The sequence below is a fragment of the Shewanella sp. Arc9-LZ genome (genome assembly GCF_010092445.1).
Classification (GTDB): Bacteria; Pseudomonadota; Gammaproteobacteria; order Enterobacterales; family Shewanellaceae; genus Shewanella.
This window is the reverse complement of record NZ_CP048031.1, coordinates 4636003-4653486: the sequence shown is the minus strand read 5'-3', so window position 1 is coordinate 4653486 and position 17484 is coordinate 4636003. Positions and strand designations below refer to the sequence as shown.

The window sequence follows — 17484 nt, the reverse complement described above, 5'->3', positions numbered from 1 at the left end:
TTTTTTCCGTTTTTTGCGTGATCTAGATGCCAGTTTTGTCATTTAGAAATACCTGCTAACGACAGTCATATATTATTTCTGATAATTGACCGAATGACGTCTTCTCTTATATCAATATTACCTGCTGAATAAGATAGGTGATGCGCCACTCTCGGTAATCACTGATCATTTTTATTGGAGATATCATCGTGAAACAAGTTGCATTTCGTTGGATAGATAAGTATTTAATTAACGTAAAATTACATGAAAATTTTCTTGTTCTTTTTTTTACGGCTGTGCTTGCCGTTGTTGTCATGGGCGTTTGTTTCGTCGATGCGGCATCTTCACAAAGAACAGTAGAAGCACAAAAACAAGTGGATGTGATTGCCAAATTGGCATCGGCGACTCAGCTATCTGCATCTGATTTGGCGCCCTTACTGCAAAATACAGCGATTAATATTGGCCGTAATACAGATATATCCGCACAGGTTTCAGGGCTGGACTATTCATTGAGTTATGTTGATGACACTAGTTTTCTGACTGGGTTAGGTTTATGGCACATCACTGCCATTAGCTTGAGTTTATTGTTGATGTTTGTTTGCTCTTATTATGTAAATACCTTCATCGGTGGCAGTCTATTCGATATTTATGGAGCATTGAGAAGGTTAGCCGAGGGTGACCTTGCGTCTCGCATTGGTTACACACCTGCTCGTAATGAATTTAATTTGATTGCAAGAACGGTTGATAGAGTCACAGAACGTGAACATCTGTTGGTGAAAACCACTCAAGAAGCAGTTGCTTTGATCCAACAAATTAGTGCTCAGTTACGTGTTCGTAGTGATGAAAATACTCAGTTAGCCAGCGTGCAGCAAGACCGTATTGATTCGTTAGCGAGCGCAACGGAAGAGATGGCGGTATCGATTCGAGAAGTGGCTAGCCACGCGCAAGAATCATCTACACAAATATCGCGCGCCACTGAGAAAACCACACAAGGCCAAGCTCAGATTAAAAAAACCTTGGTTGAGATTAATCAATTAGCAGGGGAAGTTCGTGGTACCTCAGTTGCTGTTGCAGAGCTTGATTCTAGCGCGACTGAAATTGGTGAGGTAATAGCAACAATTAATGCCATCTCTGATCAAACCAACTTGCTCGCCCTTAATGCCGCGATTGAAGCGGCAAGAGCCGGTGAGCAGGGGCGTGGATTCTCAGTGGTTGCAGATGAAGTAAGAACCTTAGCGGGTAGAACTCAAGCTGCTACGGTTGAAATTCAAAAAATTATTGAAACGCTGCAGACCAATAGTCGTGGTGTGATGAACGTAATGGCTAAAACGGTAAAAGAAGCTGAATCAAGTGAACAGCTAATGACAAGTGCAAGTCAAAATATTAATGAAATAGCAGAGCAAAACCAGCATATTTCGGATAGAAGCTTGGAAATTGCAGCGGCTGCCGAGGAACAAGGGGCTGTGGCTGATAATATTGCCAATGATGTCGACTCTGTTAGAAGTAGCTCTATTCAAGTGATGGAGCTAGTGAATATGACGGCAAAGGAAATCGAGAGTTTGAGCCGTCAGGCAGATGTGCTGGAAGAGTTGATGAAGGATTTGATTGTTTAACGTTTATTGGGCGGTGTTATTTAGATTGGCTGCATGCATGTGTGTTGCTAATCTTACCGTGGCTGTAGTGGCCATCTAAATCTGCTCGGCGGCAATTCCGTTTCTATTTATCATTGATGAAAGAGCTGGATGTCCTCGTTTCGATAACCATTAAGACCATCAATACGACCATCAATACGACCATCAATACGATCATCAATAAAACAAAGCCTCAACATTAATGTTGAGGCTTTGTTGGTTTACAACATGCTGACTATTATTCAGTTAAAGCTAAAGACATCCATCTTAACAACCTTGCTCGATTAGAAGGTGTAACCGACATCTAAGCTCAGTGATCTTCCTGATGCAGGCACTCGTCCTGCAGGAGACACATCTAAGCCTCTAAAGTAGTATTCGTTATCAAATAGATTATTGACGGATAATCCCAATTTTAGGCCGTGATTATCTTGTTTGAAAAACTCAGTCCCAATATTGAAGTTAACCACGGTGTACGCTGGCACTTCACCCGATGTACCAGATACATTCTCTGCAACTGTGTTAGCCAGGTCGGCAAATGATTTGCTGTAATAAAATGCCATTAATCCTAAATCGACATCCTTAATACTGTATAAAGCGCTGGCAGAAAGTTGATGTTTAGACACATAAGCCAATTCGTTACCGGCAAATTCTCCATCAAGTTGTTCAGTATCTAAATAGTTGTAGGCACCCGTTAGAACCAGATCTGGTAGCGACATCGGTGAGTAAGTGCCTTCTAGCTCAATACCTTGATTACGAGTTTGGCCAATATTGACGAACAGACTAACGTCACCGTCGTACTCGATTTTATTTTCAAAATCGATACGGTAAGCGGCAATACTTAAGTTACTGCGTTCTGTTGGGGTAAAGCGTACGCCTGCTTCATAGTTCCAAGATAGCTCTGATTCTAGAGTTTGATCTTTAGGCCATAATTGCGAAATCTGCGGGGTTCTCAATGAGCGTTGAGCATTAGTATACGCAAACCAATTTGAACTGAACTCATAACCCAAGGTGATGCCAGGAAGCCACTCGGTTACGTGATTATCTTGGCTATAATCTTGGCCAACATTGGTGAAGGTCATGCGCACATCTTCATATCTTATGCCAGGGGTAACCGATAGTGTGTCGTCAAAGAATCCTACCTTATTACTCACATAATAGGCCATGGCATTGGTATCCATTTGCCAGTCACGCGGACGAGTTGCTGTTTGAGTCGATTTTTCTATGTGGTTGAGTTGGTAGCTAATGTCTTCATTAATATAACGAGCGCCAGCGATAATGTGCTGACTAATATCACCATCAATAAGCAAGCTTGCTGTTGGCTCAATGCCAAACACGGTAAAGTCGCGTGGAGAGTTACGCAGATGAGTAGCATCCTGGGTGGTATCACTCCAGCTAGTACCTAAATTACCGTCGGTGTCTTTGCTTGAGTCATAAAAATCCCACTGAAAATTACGTGAACTTTTATTACCAAATACTCTGAGATCAATCTCACCATAATCGATAACTTTCGAGTCATCTAGAACATGGCTGTATTTCAATGACACTCGTTTAGTATTGGCATTAAATTCATCATTAGGGCGTAGAGATTGCTCGCGATCAGCTTCATATGCGGCGGTATTTAATGCTCCTGGTAGCTCAGAAAAAGCATCGTAATATTGTAGCGTGGCATCTAAGCTGTTTTGCCCATCGATATTCCATAGGGTCTTTAACATTAGGTTTTTAATGTCGGTTTCGGAGTGTTCACGAAACGATTCCCCTTTGGTGATGTTGCCATCAAAACGCATCGAAAAATCTTCATTTACTGCGCCGCCAGTGCTGATGTTGGTATCAAATAAGGTATTACTGTCACCAAAGAAGGTCATGCGTTCATTAACGCTAGTTTCCCAGTCGGTTGGGATTGACTTTGAAATGAGGTTAATCACGCCGCCAACGTTATTAGGACCGTACTGAATCGATGCTCCGCCGCGTGCTACATCAATTCTATCTATCATGAATAAGGTGGCAGGGAATAATGACTGGCCGGTGTGCCCATATGGCGCAAGTGTCATTGGGATCCCATCGAGTAAGAGCTGGGCGTAGCCGCTGCGGCTGCTGTCTAGGCCTCGTACTGATATATTAGGTAAAACCCCTGTTCCGGTTTCATCTTTAATTTTAATGCCAGGGACTTGCTGTAATGCGGTGTCAATTGACCTCGCTGCAGTACGCTCTATTTGATCAGAGGTAATGATTGAGCGGTTACCGGTATACGTTTTTAAATCTGCAACTTCAGAATTGCCTAATAAGCTCCCCGTCACCACAATGACTTCAGGTTTGGCTTCAGTCTGACTTTTGTCGTCAGCAACTACTGCCGAGCTAGCAAAACTGGCTGCAATGGCCACAGCAATTGTGGTCAAAGTGAATCTGGACTTTTCAGTTAACATGCATATTCCCTATGTTTCGTTTGGTCTGTTTTAAAGTGATAAGTTGGCTGTAAACGTGCTAAAGACTATTCCCCCGATCTTCAGTAATCTCGATCGTCAGCAATCAAAGATGCTTTGGTGTAAACAAGTGCGATGTTTAAGCGTTTTATCGATGGCGCAATATGGGGTGTTTTTGGCGGGGGGGGGGAGAAAGGGCTGAATTTACGATTCCAAAAATAGTGTCTTGGTTACTTGGTGCTAACTTCAATGAGCTGGAGGTAAACATAATGGTCAAAACATATTTTTGGTATTGATTTTGATAATTATTCTCATTTGAGCCGTGGCCGTCAAGGTATACACCAGTACTTATGGTGTTATTACTGTAGAACTCTTTGTTTCAATAAAGTTATTAAGATATATTTTATAATTTAATCAATGTGATAGGGTATTTTCTATTAGTTGCTTTTGTGAGTGTAAACTTTTAGTAAATAGTCAGTCAGTGTGAACTTGCCGTACTAAATATCATTGATAGCAGGGCAATTCACTCATACTTGTTTTTATCCTAAATAGAGGGGATTCTCTTCGGCCTGTGTTTTAATAAATAATTGTATTTAAAGGTTATTAAATATTGAGGCTACAATTATTCTATTTGCTGTGACCTAAATCAATAACCTGTAAATGTAATGTATAACAACACGGTCGTTTTCGCTCTCCTTGTGTACTATTTGGATATATCAATAGATTAAAATGTTATAGCTGCTAATGAGATTTATTGATGAATACTTGTGCAAAATTTTGGCGTTCTGATATCGTTCGCGAAATAGAGCATAGGGTTGTGTACCAAGACATTTTGCCGCAATAACCGCTCTGAAACTTGCATATTAACGCTGTATTTTTTAGGTAGCCTATTATGGTTAGCTTACTGAGTTGTCGTACTTCGGTCTCATCTCACACTGTAAAAAAAGCGCTAACGCGTTTGTCGTTAGCCATGGCCGCAGGGCTTTGTTTTAATCTTGCTGCACAAGAACCCACTCCGCCTATTATTACACCCACATCGCCAAGTGTGACTATACCGCTGCAAACTTATGCTGATGAACAATCGACCGTTAAATCAGCTAATAATCTGAATACAGAAACCAAAGTCCGTTTTGCCAAAACAGCTAACTTTGATTCTGATTCTGTGGTTAAGATTGCCCGCCGATTAGCGCAAAAACCGTATGCGGAACTTAAAGATCCATTACCGCCAGGGTTGGCTAAAATTTCCTACGATGAATACCGCGATATTCGCTTTAAGCCAGAAGCTTCTATTTGGAAAGCTGAAGGTTTGCCGTATCAAATGCAGCTCTTTCATCGGGGTTTTTATTTCCAAGACTTGATTGAAATTGCCCTAGTTGAAGGTAAGCAAGCCAACCATTTAGCCTATAACTCAGAGTTCTTTACTGCAGGTGATGTGTTAAGTCAGCGTTTACCGACCCAAGATATTGGCTATTCTGGTTTACGCATCCATTATCCACTCAATAACCCTGCATATTTTGACGAGCTTATGGTATTCCAAGGAGCGAGTTATTTCCGTGCTTTGGGTAAAGGCAGCGATTACGGCTTGTCTTCAAGGGGCTTAGCATTAAATACCGCTGAACCAGAAGGCGAAGAGTTTCCGATATTTCGTGCCTTTTGGGTTGAACGCCCAAACACCGACAGCAACTTAATTGTGGTGCACGCCTTGCTAGACAGCCCTAGCGTATCAGGAGCATATCGATTTTCTGTTAGACCCGGCGATAACACCCATATCGATGTGGAAGCGACCTTATTTCCACGCGTGGATTTAGTTAAAGTTGGCTTAGCGCCTAGCACCAGTATGTTTTTACATTCAATGAATGGTCGCCAAAACACCGATGATTTTAGACCCGAAGTGCATGATTCTGATGCGCTATTGATCTTAAATGGTCGCGGTGAACGATTATGGCGTCCGCTAGCTAATCCAAAGCAATTGCAAGTCAGTGCCTTTATGGACAACTCGCCTCAAGGGTTTGGCTTAATTCAGCGTGAACGTAGTTTTGATGCGTATCAAGATCTCGAAGCCCATTATGAGCGTCGCCCAAGTTTATGGGTTGAACCGGTCGGAAATTGGGGCGCGGGTGAGGTGGTGTTAACCGAAATTCCAACAGACTCTGAAATTCATGACAACATCGTCAGTTACTGGAAACCTAAACAACCTATCGCAGCCGGTAGCGAGTTTCATTTTACTTATCGGTTAATTTGGGGCAGCGAGCCCGAAGTTGATGATGGCACTGTGATTGTGGCCCGTACCGCCAGTGGCCGGGCTGAGATTGCTAAAGCCACACCGAGACGCTTGTTTGTTATCGACTATCAAGTTAAAGAAGGTAATAACGACGAAATCCCGGTCGCCAAAGTGCAGAGTTCTGCTGGGGCAGTAACCAATGTGGTGGTGTCTCGTCAGCCTAAAACCAATGGCTATCGTTTGGCGTTTGAAATGGATCCACAAGATGCTGAATTGATCGAGCTACGTGCTGAGCTGAAGTTTACTGGCCCACGCGATGTCGAAACTTGGCTTTATCGTTGGACGCTTTAAGCATGAACATGATGCAGCCTGATGCTGATATTAGTGCCGTCGACCCTATGTTGGTCGGTGGTGCAGCAATGCCGTTAGAGCGACCAGGCCCAATGGAACCGCAAAGTTTACGTGCGTTGTCCGAAGGCATGCCACGTAAAAGTATTATTGCCAATGGCGTAAAGTCAGACGGATTACGCCGTCTCTTAGTGGTTGGCAGCGCTTTTATCATGTCGGTTATGGCTATTTACGAGATGGTATCGGTGTTTAATGTCGGTGGAGTCACGCCACTTGAATACATCGTTTTAGTGTTATTTGCGGTTAACTTTTGCTGGATTGCATTGGCATTTAGCGGCGGTATAGCCGGCTTTATTATGCTACTCAAAAAGCCCACGACAGAAACTGCCGAAAGCATAAAGTTGCATACCCGCACCGCGATATTAATGCCGACTTATAACGAATCACCCGATCGCGTTTTTGCCGCGGTCGAAGTGATGGCGATGGCATTGGTTGCATCGGGCGAAAGCCATGCGTTTGACTGGTTTATATTAAGCGACACGACCGATCCCGATATTGCGTTGGCAGAAGAGCAGGCATTTTTAATATTGCGTCACCAAGTGAGCAAAGATGCGCGGGTGTATTACCGCCGTCGGCGTAAAAATGATGCCCGTAAAGCCGGTAATGTGGCCGACTTTTGTAAACGCTGGGGCGCTCGATACGACCATTTGTTGGTGCTAGACGCCGACAGTTTAATGGAAACCCACACTATCGTTAGTTTGGCGAGACGGATGCAGGCAGATCCTGATGCCGGGCTTATCCAAACTATTCCGTATTTAATTAATGGCAATACCTTAATGGCGCGACTACAGCAATTTGCTGCGCGAATTTATGGTCCGGTAATTGGTACAGGTTTATCTTGGTGGACCCACAAAGAAGGTAACTTTTGGGGCCACAATGCCATTATCCGCACCCAAGCTTTTATGAGCGCCGCAGGGTTACCCAACCTTGCAGGTAGACCGCCATTTGGTGGTCATATTATGAGCCACGACTTTGTTGAAGCAGCCTTGATTCGACGTGCTGGTTGGAGCGTGGTCATTGCCGCAGACCTTCCAGGGTCTTATGAAGAATGCCCACCGTCTATTGTCGATTTAGCGGTGCGCGATCGCCGTTGGTGCCAAGGCAATTTACAACACTCACGGGTGTTGTTTAGTAAAGGATTACATTGGGTTAGCCGCTTACATTTACTCACGGGGATAATGGCTTATTTGTCATCGCCTTTTTGGTTAATGTTAATTTTGTCGGGTTTAATGCTGGCATTACAAGCGCACTTTATTCGCCCTGAGTATTTTACCGACCAGTTTTCACTATTTCCCACTTGGCCAGTAATGGACTCAGACCGTGCACTACGGTTGTTTTATATCACCATGGGCATATTGTTTGGTCCTAAAATCCTTGGGATCATATTGTTACTGAAAAATAGCATCATGAGTAAGCAATTAGGTGGCAGAGGCAAAGCCATTATTAGCGTGGTAGTTGAAGTGATATTGTCGGCACTGATTGCGCCAATAATGATGCTTATCCACTGCGGTGCGGTGATGTCTATTTTAGCCGGACGCGACAGCGGTTGGGCGCCACAACGACGTGACGACGGCAGCTTACCTTGGCTAACACTGATTTATCGTCATCGTTGGCACATGTTAATTGGTGCGTTATTAGGTTACGCCGCCGTGCTTGATTCGCTTACCTTGTTGGCGTGGATGAGCCCAGCGCTAATTGGTTTGTGGCTTGCAGTGCCGCTTTCTGCCATGACAGGCTCAGAGCGATTTGGCTTATGGGTAAAAGGCCTAAAAATATTGGCAACCCCGGAAGAGGTGTGTGCGCCGAAGCTTAGCCTAGATTCACAACAACGCCGCAGCGAATACGTTAACGCCATTGCAGAGCCGTGGACCTTATCAAGGCTATTGAAAGACTCAGAGCTAATGGATTTACATTTAGCCATTATTGACAAAAAACCGCATCGTTTGCCAGGTTCAGCGGTTGAATCACTCGAAGCCATTACTCGGGTTAAAGTACAAGAAGCACAATGCCAGCATGACATTGTAAAGCTGTTTACCCGTCAAGAATTGGCGTATTTACTGGGCAATCCTTTACTGCTAAAACAATTACAAAAGCTCCCTGAGGAGTTTGTTATCGAGGGCTTAGTGTCTTTTTGTTAGGTGAGTTGCATTTATTGTAGATGCGCAAAAAGCCCTGCCGGTTTATATCGACAGGGCTTTTGTGTTTAATAAGTTTATACCAGCACAGTGCGCACTTATGCTTACAATCACAATAGCGGATTATGTGATCGTCATAGATTGTTAGCTGGGCACTTATCAGCCATAATTTTAAACACTGACGTTAATTTGAAACGTCAATTTGTGGCGTTAATCCGTGACGTAAACCCATAACCCTAATCTGTTACTTAGCAATGGCGTGCATTCATACCTCTTATGGCTTTAGAACATTCGTCTAGCAGCACTAATTCTTGTTCACGCAGTCGTGATAGATTGTCGTGGCTACGGTGTACCTTGCGCCGCAGCCAGCAAGAGGCGGTTGCATCGTCAACCATGACGGCCACCAGTGATAACTTTTTTAATGCTTATGCCATATTCTTAGGGGCTAGTTTAGGCCAAATGGGTTGGGTAACTGGCTTACCTCAATTGTTTGGCTCACTGGCGCAACTGTTGTCTGTGTGGTTAGCAAGCCACTTTAGCCGTCGGCAATTTATTGTGGCATGTGCAGTGTTACAAGCCGTAGTCGTGTTAGGTATGGGCGCGTTAGCGGCATTTAGACCAGATAATGCAGTGTGGTTATTTATTGGCTTAGCGGTGTTGTATCAAGGGTTTATCAACCTAATCCAACCGCATTGGCGTGCCTGGATGGGCATGATAGTACCGCAACGCCGACGAGGTGCTTTTTTTGCTTCACGTACTCGATTAACCATGATGGCCTCGCTAAGTGTGTTCTTTGTCGGTGGCGGTATTTTAACCTTAACCGACTCAATGCAAATGGCATGGTTGGGCTTTAGTTTACTGTTTTCGATTGCGGCAATGGGCCGGTTTACTTCAGCCTGGTTATTACTGCAAATGCACGACCCCGAGCCTAGGCTCGCCAAAGCGTCTGGGGTGTTTAAACAAACATTTGGTAATTTCCGCGAAGCATGGAAAGACAAAACTTTCCGCCATTACAGTTTATTTGTTGCGGGTATGCAGTGCATGGTTGCCATTTCGGCACCTTTTTTTGCAGTATACATGCTGGAAGAACTGCATTTTACCTATTTTGAATTTGTGCTTTCTAGTGTGGCCTCTATTTTTACGCAGTTTATTACCTTGCGATTCTGGGGCCGATTTAGCGACCTGTACGGCAATAGATTAGTGATGATCATCACCAGCTGCTTAATTCCCAGCTTGCCTTTATTGTGGCTTTTTTCCGACAACTATCTTTATATATTGGCGATTCAAGCCTTTTCCGGTTTAGCCTGGAGTGGCTTTACCTTAAGTACTGCCAATTACCTTTACGATATTCGACCTTTTCGCAGTGACTTTGCTATTTATGCTGCATTACAGGCAGCATTGAGTGCGGGTTTTGTATTTGTCGGCGCGATGGTGGGCGGTGTAATTGCCACGTATGCAGCAGATTTTCTCATCTGGACAGGTTTAAACGCTTGGTTAACCAACCCCATATTTTTGGTGTTTATGGTATCGACCACCATGCGATCGCTGGTGGCATTGTGGTTTATTCCGCGCTCAGTTGAACCCAAAGCGCGTCCAAGGCCGCAATTACTGACACTTATTTTCCGCATCCGTGGTTTTAATGCCATATCGGGGGTCAGTTTAGATTGGTTAACCGTTGCTAAGAAAAAGCGTTCTAAAAATAAAGACTAAGAAAGGATAACTAACAATACTAATCTAGGCGGTAATCAAAAAACTTACGTTTCTCTGGTCCAGAAACATTAGCGCTAATTTTGTTGGGGTGTTTATATTCATCCCAACTGGCCACATTACGGCCCATATTTAACTGTGGAAAGTTTAGTTGCGGAAAGCTTTGCGGCTGAGATTGAAGTTGTGGATATTGAAGCTGCCTAAATTCAGCCGTATCGGGCTTTAGTAAATTGATAAATTGCAGCAATTTAGCAAAGCTTCCTGTCACACTAATATCAATGTCAATAAAGTCATCTCGCCCTGCAAAATAACTGATTACTTGCTGCTGGTGGCGCTGATAACAGGCCGTTAAATGCGCTTCATCAAACACATCTTCAACTTGCCATATATCAAAGCAATGATTAAAGCTGCGCTTCATTACTGGATGAAAGCGGCCCTTATCTTTATCTAAATGTACTAGCATTCTGCCCAGTAACATTTGTATCGACGGCAACCACTTATCTAACGGCCTATCTAAATAGACAAATTTAGCATTGGGAAATAACGCATCTAACTGCTGATAATCACTAAAACATGGCGCATCAGACACCACATCGGCCAACATAAACGCCTGCTTAGTAAAGGCTTGGTGGGCAACCGTTAACCCTTGTTCAAGCAACGCCACACTCACACTCGTGGTGCCCGTACGCGGCAGGCCAATAATAAACACTTTATTTGCCAGCTCATTTGCCAAAGTCGGTTTAGGCAAAGCGGCTTTAGGCTTAGCGGCTTGTGGTGATGTCGATACTTCAGTCAGCTTGGATGTCATTAATTACAGTCGCATAGGGTTATAGAAATTAAAGGTTATAGAGACAGTAAACGATTATACCGAAATGCCTGCCAAGGTGTTATCGAGCTTGCTAATGGGAGCCATGAGGCAATTAATCATTCTATTCGCCTCATTTGGTGAGGCGAATAAATTGCTATTTGCCTCATGTTGTAAGTAGAATAGCTTGGTATGTGCATCAATACAGTATTTTAGTCAGCTAAACAGGGGTTAATATGTGGATTTGGCAACAGCAAGAATGGCCAGAGTTTGTATGGGATAATGCTCGTATAAGTGCACTATTGAGGCAAATTCAATTTAACCAGGGTTTGCTGCTGGGTAAAATAGGTTCTGAATCCGCTAGTCAATGGACACTCGATACCATGCTGGCCAATATCGTTTATTCAAGTGCTATTGAAGGAGAAAAGCTTAACGCATTTTCTGTACGTTCCTCTTTGGCGAATAAGCTTGGCGTGAGTGAAGAAAAACCTTATCCCACCACGACGCAAACTGATGGTTTAGCAGATATCACCTTAGATGCGCTACAAAACTGGCAACATCCGCTGAGTTTAACGCGGATTCTAGGTTGGCATTCAATGTTATTTCCAGAAAACCAAACGGGGTTTAATCCTGTTGTTGGCGGTAAGTTACGTGGTAATGAACCTATGCAAGTAGTATCTGGCCGTTTAGACAAACCTACAGTGCATTTTGAAGCGCCTCCACGCAATACACTAGATCTTAACTTAACGCAGTTTTTTGAGTGGTTTAATCAATCGCGAAATCAACCTAATGTCGACCCGCTCGTGCGCGCAGCCATCACCCATTTGTGGTTTGTCACCTTGCACCCGCTTGATGATGGTAATGGACGTATAACGCGTTTACTCACCGACTTAGCACTCGCGCAAGCTGAGCATCGTTCTATTCATTTTTACACAATGTCAGTTAGTATTCTTGAGCGACGCAAAGCCTATTACGCAATATTAGAGTCTACCCAGCAAGGTGGCTTAGATATCACACCTTGGCTGCTGTGGTTTTTAGACACCTTAAATGACGCTATTCAACACACGCTCAATAGCATTGAGCAAACTACTGCTAAAACCCAATTTTGGCGTCGAGTGGACCAACGCTTACTCACTCCAGCGTTAACCACAGAACAAGTGAAAGTGCTAAATAGATTACTTGATGGTGACTTTAATGATGGGATCAGTAGTAGCCAGTATCAAAAAGTCGCTAAAGTCAGCCGCGCCACCGCCACCCGACATTTAGCTCAACTAGTCGAACAACAGTGTTTAGCCAAAACTGGCGCGGGCGGCAGAAGCACAAGGTATGTGTTGGTGCGCTAATTTAATCGTTGTTCTGTAAGCATTTTATTGATAAATAATATTATTCTTAGTCGTAATATGCTCTTATTGCTATGGTATATTCTTAGCGTTGTCACTTTCAAAAGGCCTATCTGACATGGAACAAGTTGGTATTTATGAAAAGCTTATTACTCAACTAATAGATAAAAGCATCAATCGTGATGTGTTCTATTTAGGTGAGCGGCCATTAGAAAGCGCTGAGGCCAGTGTTTGGCTATCGAGGTTTTTGACCAAGATAATGGAGAGTGCCATTGGTGCAATCCCTAGCGGAGACAATCAACTCACTGAGCAAATCGGTTTGGCAAATAAGTTAGTGTTGTGGTTGAAAGATCATGTTCAAGATGATCAATTGATCACTGAAAACTTACTCGATAGTAAAGGCCGTATATTAACAGCGCTATTTGATAAAAAAAATCCCATATCGACGGACTTTCCTGCGTTTACTAAAGCCATTTATCCGCTAACAGGATTAAGCCAAAGCGAACTTTTTTGTGGTAGCAACGCCGGAATTTCTTTAGACACAGAGTTAAAGCGTGAGATCCGCTCAGCAGATAAAATTTATTGGTTAGTGTCTTTTATTAAGTGGGCTGGCATTCGGATTTTTAAAAATGAGCTTGAAGAATTCACTAGAAGTGGCAAAACCCTGCGGATCATCACGACATCTTATATGGGGGCAACAGATGCTAAAGCGGTCGAGTTTTTAGCGAGCCTACCTAACACCGAAGTTAAATTGAGTTACAACACCAAGCGCGAGCGCCTGCATGCGAAATCTTATTTGTTTTTGCGCAATACAGGATTTCATACCGGTTATATTGGGTCATCGAATTTATCGCATTCTGCGTTGACCAGTGGTCTTGAATGGAATTTAAAAATAACCACTCAAGAAATTCCTCACATAATCGATAAATCCCTCAACACCTTTGAGTCATATTGGCAATCGAGTGAATTTGAATTATTTGATGGCAATATTGAAGCTAAAAACAAACTTCATGAAGCATTGCGTGAGGCTAAAGGTAGCTATAGCGAAAGCAGTACCTTTCATTTTGATATAAAACCTTTTGCACATCAGCGAGAGATTCTTGAGCAGTTAAATGTTGAGCGTAGTATTCATCAGCGGTATAAAAATCTAGTAGTTGCAGCTACGGGCACTGGTAAAACGCTTATTTCAGCGTTTGATTTTGCCCGTTTTTATAAACTGCATCCAGTAGCTAATTTCTTATTCGTGGCTCATCGACAAGAAATTCTTAAGCAAGCATTGTCTGCGTACCGTGGTGTATTGAAGAATAATCAGTTTGGTGAATTGTGGGTTGCTGAGCACAAGCCTAATAGCTACCGGCACTTGTTTGCTTCGATACAAAGCTTAAACCTGCAATTATCAAGCTTATCGCTCACCACTGATTTTTATGATTATATTGTGATAGATGAAGTTCATCACATTGCAGCCAGTAGTTATCGAGGATTATTAGCGCATTTCTCACCCAAGATTTTATTGGGGTTAACAGCCACGCCAGAGCGTCATGATGGGCAAAACATTCTGGATGACTTTTGTGGGGTAATAGCTGCAGAAATTCGTTTGCCCGAAGCAATCAATCAGCGCTATTTATGTCCTTTCCAATACTTTGCTATTGATGATGATACCGACCTTCGCAAAATTAAATGGCATCAAGGGCGATATGATATTGCAGAGCTAAGTCATTTATATACTCATAATGAACAAAGAGTTGAGCGCATTATTAGAAGCCTTAATGACACGGTCACTGACATTGGTCAGATAAAAGCTTTGGCGTTTTGTGTCAGCAAAGAACATGCAGAATACATGGCGAAGAAGTTCAACTTAGCCGGTATTAGTGCGGATGTGCTCACCAGTGATAATAGTCATGAGCGGCAACAAAAACGCCAGAGTTTAATCAGCGGTCATGTACACATTTTGTGTGTGGTGGATATTTTTAATGAAGGTGTCGATATTCCAGACGTTGATACATTATTGTTTTTACGTCCAACCGAAAGCTTAACCATTTTTTTACAGCAGCTAGGGCGAGGACTACGATTAACTGATAACAAACAGTGTTGTACCGTATTGGATTTTGTCGGTAACTCCCGTGATGAATATGACTTTTCACAAAAGTTTCGCGCGCTGGTTGGTAAAACGAATCAATCGATTAAAGATGAGATAACCAATGACTTTCCTCATTTGCCATTAGGTTGTCGAATCGAGTTAGAAGAACAGACTCAGGCAATGATTTTACGAAATATTAGCCGTGCAACCATGAATGTTAGCAGGTTGCGACAGCTGATCAATAATTTCGAGCACCAAAGTACGCTTACCTTAAGCTTGGTTAATTTTTTACGTTTTAACCCAAATGTTAATTTAGAAGATATTTATAAGCTAAAAATGAGTTGGCTAGAACTCGTTGAGAGCGCAAATAGAAATCAAATAAATGAGCCAAATTTAGATACGAGTCTGGCTAAAGCCTACTATCGCGCGATAAATAATCATTTGTTCGCTTGCAGTTCTATCTCATATTTACAGTTTTTAAAGCAGCTAATTATCGATAATTTCAGCTTCGACGATACCAATGCAACTCAGCGCCAATTTGCATTAGCGTGCCATTATAACTTTTGGGATAAGTCGGGTGCCGAGCTAGGTTTTGCCAGCCTTACACAAAGTGTAGCAGCTTTGAGACATGCTAAATTACGAGCTGAACTCCTCGATGTCATATCGTTACTTATTGAGCGTATACATCATAATGAACTTGAAATGCATATCGCTGCAATATCTTCTTTAAAAGTGCATTCAAGATATACCAGGGAGCAAATACTCGCTGCTAGTGGCGCAAGTTCTTTTGACAGAAAATCAACCGCAAGAGAAGGCGTTTTAGTCCTTAAAGCGCTTAATGTTGAATTACTGTTTGTGACCTTGAAAAAGTCAGTCAAACAATTTTCACCAACCACCATGTACCATGATTACGCGATCAATGAGTCGCTATTCCATTGGCAATCTCAAAATAGCGCAAGACCCGAATATGGTAGAGGCTTGGGCTATATAGAGCATGAAAAAGAGGGCCGTAAATTGATTTTGTTTGTGCGCGAGCAAGCAAAAGATGAAAACGGCCGCACCATGGGTTTTGTCAATTTTGGTCTTGTGAAATATGTTAAACACTCCGGTTCACAACCGATGAATATAACCTGGAAGTTAATGACGCCTATGCCGGACGCTATGTGGCATGAAGCAGCAAAATTAGCAGTAGGATAAGCTAACCTTATCGTCCTCTTCTGCCGTTGAAAATAGGATGTTTTCGTCAAGCTCCATGGATGAGTTTACGGTGTATCGTTTTAGGAAACATGTTGATAATTGGGATATTTCGTATTAATAACTTCAATAGTATTTAAGTCGTATTAACTTTAGAGTGAAGATATTTGGGGGTTATTATTTGGGGTGTATTCAGGAATGCTTCGTCATTATTGAAGATTATATACTCAAATGTAATCCTGTCGTATCCTATTTAAATTAAAGTGGGTTTACAAATTATATGTAAATAGTTAGTACAAAAGGAATTGATGATGTCTATATATAAGTCTTCAAATAGAGTTGAAAATCAAACTCTGAGTTTATCGCACCTTAGAGCTATTTGGAAAAGCGAACACAATGTGAGCGATAAACTATTAAGTGAAGTGGCTGAAGAGTTGAATTATAACGTTAATAAGTGTCAACTTAATACAGAATTAAGAATGTGTCACTTTATCGCTCAAGTAATGCATGAAGTTGGAGGTAAATTCAACTTAGAGGAGAATCTTAATTACAACGAAATGGCTTTGATATCTATATTCTCACATTATGGACGAACTCCTTCTGATGCAAAAGATCACGCATATAACAAGGCTACTAATAAAAAAGCGGATATCGAAGCTATTGCAAATCATGCATATGCGAATCGAATGGGTAATGGCAGTGTAGAGTCTGGTGACGGCTGGAAATATAGAGGTAGAGGTATGCTTCAATTAACCGGGAAATCAAATTATATTTCAATGAAAACAAAGCATAATAACTTGTGGAGTGCAAGTGTCGATTTTGTCGCAACCCCCGATTTATTACTACAACCCAAATTTGCAGTAAGATCTGCTCTAATATTCTGGCTGGAACATCAGCTTTATAGAAAAGCAGATATAGGGGAAAGTCGAATGGTTACGGATAGTATTACTAAAGTCATTAATAGTAAGACAACAAGTTACAATAAACGTCATGATAATTTAACTGATTTATTAAGAAGAAAGGTATTTAAAGATGTTTTTTAATAAAGGCTTTTATTTTTTTATAGTATTTTTAACTTCATTTTCACTAAATGCAAATGAGTTCAGATTATCTGAGTGGACTGATCAAGAGTATTTGTTATATTCTCCCTCTGAAGGTGCTGCTGAAGTAATTATAAACCGTCAGGCGTCAAATGACTTACAGTTAATTGCTGTTATACATGCTAGGTGCGAAGGAATAGATTACAGAGTTCCAGTAATTAGGGGGTACTTTGAAACAGGAGTGAGTAGTGCGGAATATTTGGAGTATGTCATCTTCAAATATGAAGATAAGATATATTCACCAATAAAATCAATTAGTTCATATTATGTTATTCCAAGTGATAAAAGTGAGTCTGTAAAACCTCATTTTTTAGAGTTTGAAACACAAAATACGACAGGCGGTTTTTGTAAGTATATAAATAACAAGACCGAATATGACAATCCTATTTATATTCAAAGTGATAAATGACATTTTCAGCGTTTTTGATGCAAACTAATACTCAACGGCTCAACTTTTGTGGGGATGTTTG

10 protein-coding genes are annotated in these 17484 nt (G+C 42.0%); 8 read left to right on the top strand and 2 right to left on the bottom strand.

Annotated features, from left to right (window positions below; genetic code table 11):
- The first annotated feature begins 188 nt into the window (after window positions 1–188).
- On the top strand, window positions 189–1592 hold the full coding sequence (locus GUY17_RS19935) for a methyl-accepting chemotaxis protein (protein WP_162024110.1): 1404 nt from the start codon (window positions 189–191) through the stop codon (window positions 1590–1592).
- A gap of 302 nt (window positions 1593–1894) precedes the next feature.
- Here GUY17_RS19935 and GUY17_RS19930 read toward each other — a convergent pair whose 3' ends face one another.
- The gene (locus tag GUY17_RS19930; RefSeq protein ID WP_162024109.1) at window positions 1895–4030 is read right to left on the bottom strand and encodes a TonB-dependent siderophore receptor; all 2136 of its coding nucleotides are present in this window, start codon (window positions 4028–4030) and stop codon (window positions 1895–1897) included.
- A gap of 889 nt (window positions 4031–4919) precedes the next feature.
- On the opposite strand from GUY17_RS19930, the gene GUY17_RS19925 reads away from it, so the two are divergent.
- The 3 genes from GUY17_RS19925 (at window position 4920) to GUY17_RS19915 (ending at window position 10501) form a co-directional block, all read left to right on the top strand.
- The gene (locus tag GUY17_RS19925) at window positions 4920–6599 is read left to right on the top strand and encodes a glucan biosynthesis protein G (RefSeq protein ID WP_101088541.1); all 1680 of its coding nucleotides are present in this window, start codon (window positions 4920–4922) and stop codon (window positions 6597–6599) included.
- A gap of 11 nt (window positions 6600–6610) precedes the next feature.
- Window positions 6611–8794, top strand: coding sequence for a glucans biosynthesis glucosyltransferase MdoH (mdoH, locus tag GUY17_RS19920; RefSeq protein ID WP_162024428.1), 2184 nt, complete (start codon window positions 6611–6613; stop codon window positions 8792–8794).
- A gap of 273 nt (window positions 8795–9067) precedes the next feature.
- Complete coding sequence (locus GUY17_RS19915) at window positions 9068–10501, top strand: MFS transporter (RefSeq protein ID WP_162024108.1); 1434 nt, start codon at window positions 9068–9070, stop codon at window positions 10499–10501.
- A 19-nt stretch (window positions 10502–10520) separates the two neighbouring features.
- Here the strand turns inward: GUY17_RS19915 and GUY17_RS19910 are convergent, their stop codons facing one another.
- On the bottom strand, window positions 10521–11306 hold the full coding sequence (locus tag GUY17_RS19910) for a sulfotransferase family protein (protein ID WP_162024107.1): 786 nt from the start codon (window positions 11304–11306) through the stop codon (window positions 10521–10523).
- A 233-nt stretch (window positions 11307–11539) separates the two neighbouring features.
- Between GUY17_RS19910 and GUY17_RS19905 the strand changes: the two genes are divergently transcribed.
- The 4 genes from GUY17_RS19905 to GUY17_RS19890 all read left to right on the top strand — a co-directional run bounded on the left by GUY17_RS19905 (window position 11540) and on the right by GUY17_RS19890 (window position 17423).
- A complete protein-coding gene (locus tag GUY17_RS19905; RefSeq protein WP_162024106.1) occupies window positions 11540–12646 on the top strand; it encodes a Fic family protein in 1107 nt (368 codons plus the stop codon).
- A 115-nt stretch (window positions 12647–12761) separates the two neighbouring features.
- A complete protein-coding gene (locus tag GUY17_RS19900) occupies window positions 12762–15917 on the top strand; it encodes a DUF3427 domain-containing protein (protein WP_162024105.1) in 3156 nt (1051 codons plus the stop codon).
- 305 nt (window positions 15918–16222) lie between these two features.
- The gene (locus GUY17_RS19895) at window positions 16223–16957 is read left to right on the top strand and encodes a hypothetical protein (protein WP_162024104.1); all 735 of its coding nucleotides are present in this window, start codon (window positions 16223–16225) and stop codon (window positions 16955–16957) included.
- On the top strand, window positions 16947–17423 hold the full coding sequence (locus GUY17_RS19890) for a hypothetical protein (protein WP_162024103.1): 477 nt from the start codon (window positions 16947–16949) through the stop codon (window positions 17421–17423). The genes GUY17_RS19895 and GUY17_RS19890 overlap by 11 nt, the downstream gene beginning before the upstream one ends.
- Window positions 17424–17484 lie beyond the last annotated feature (61 nt).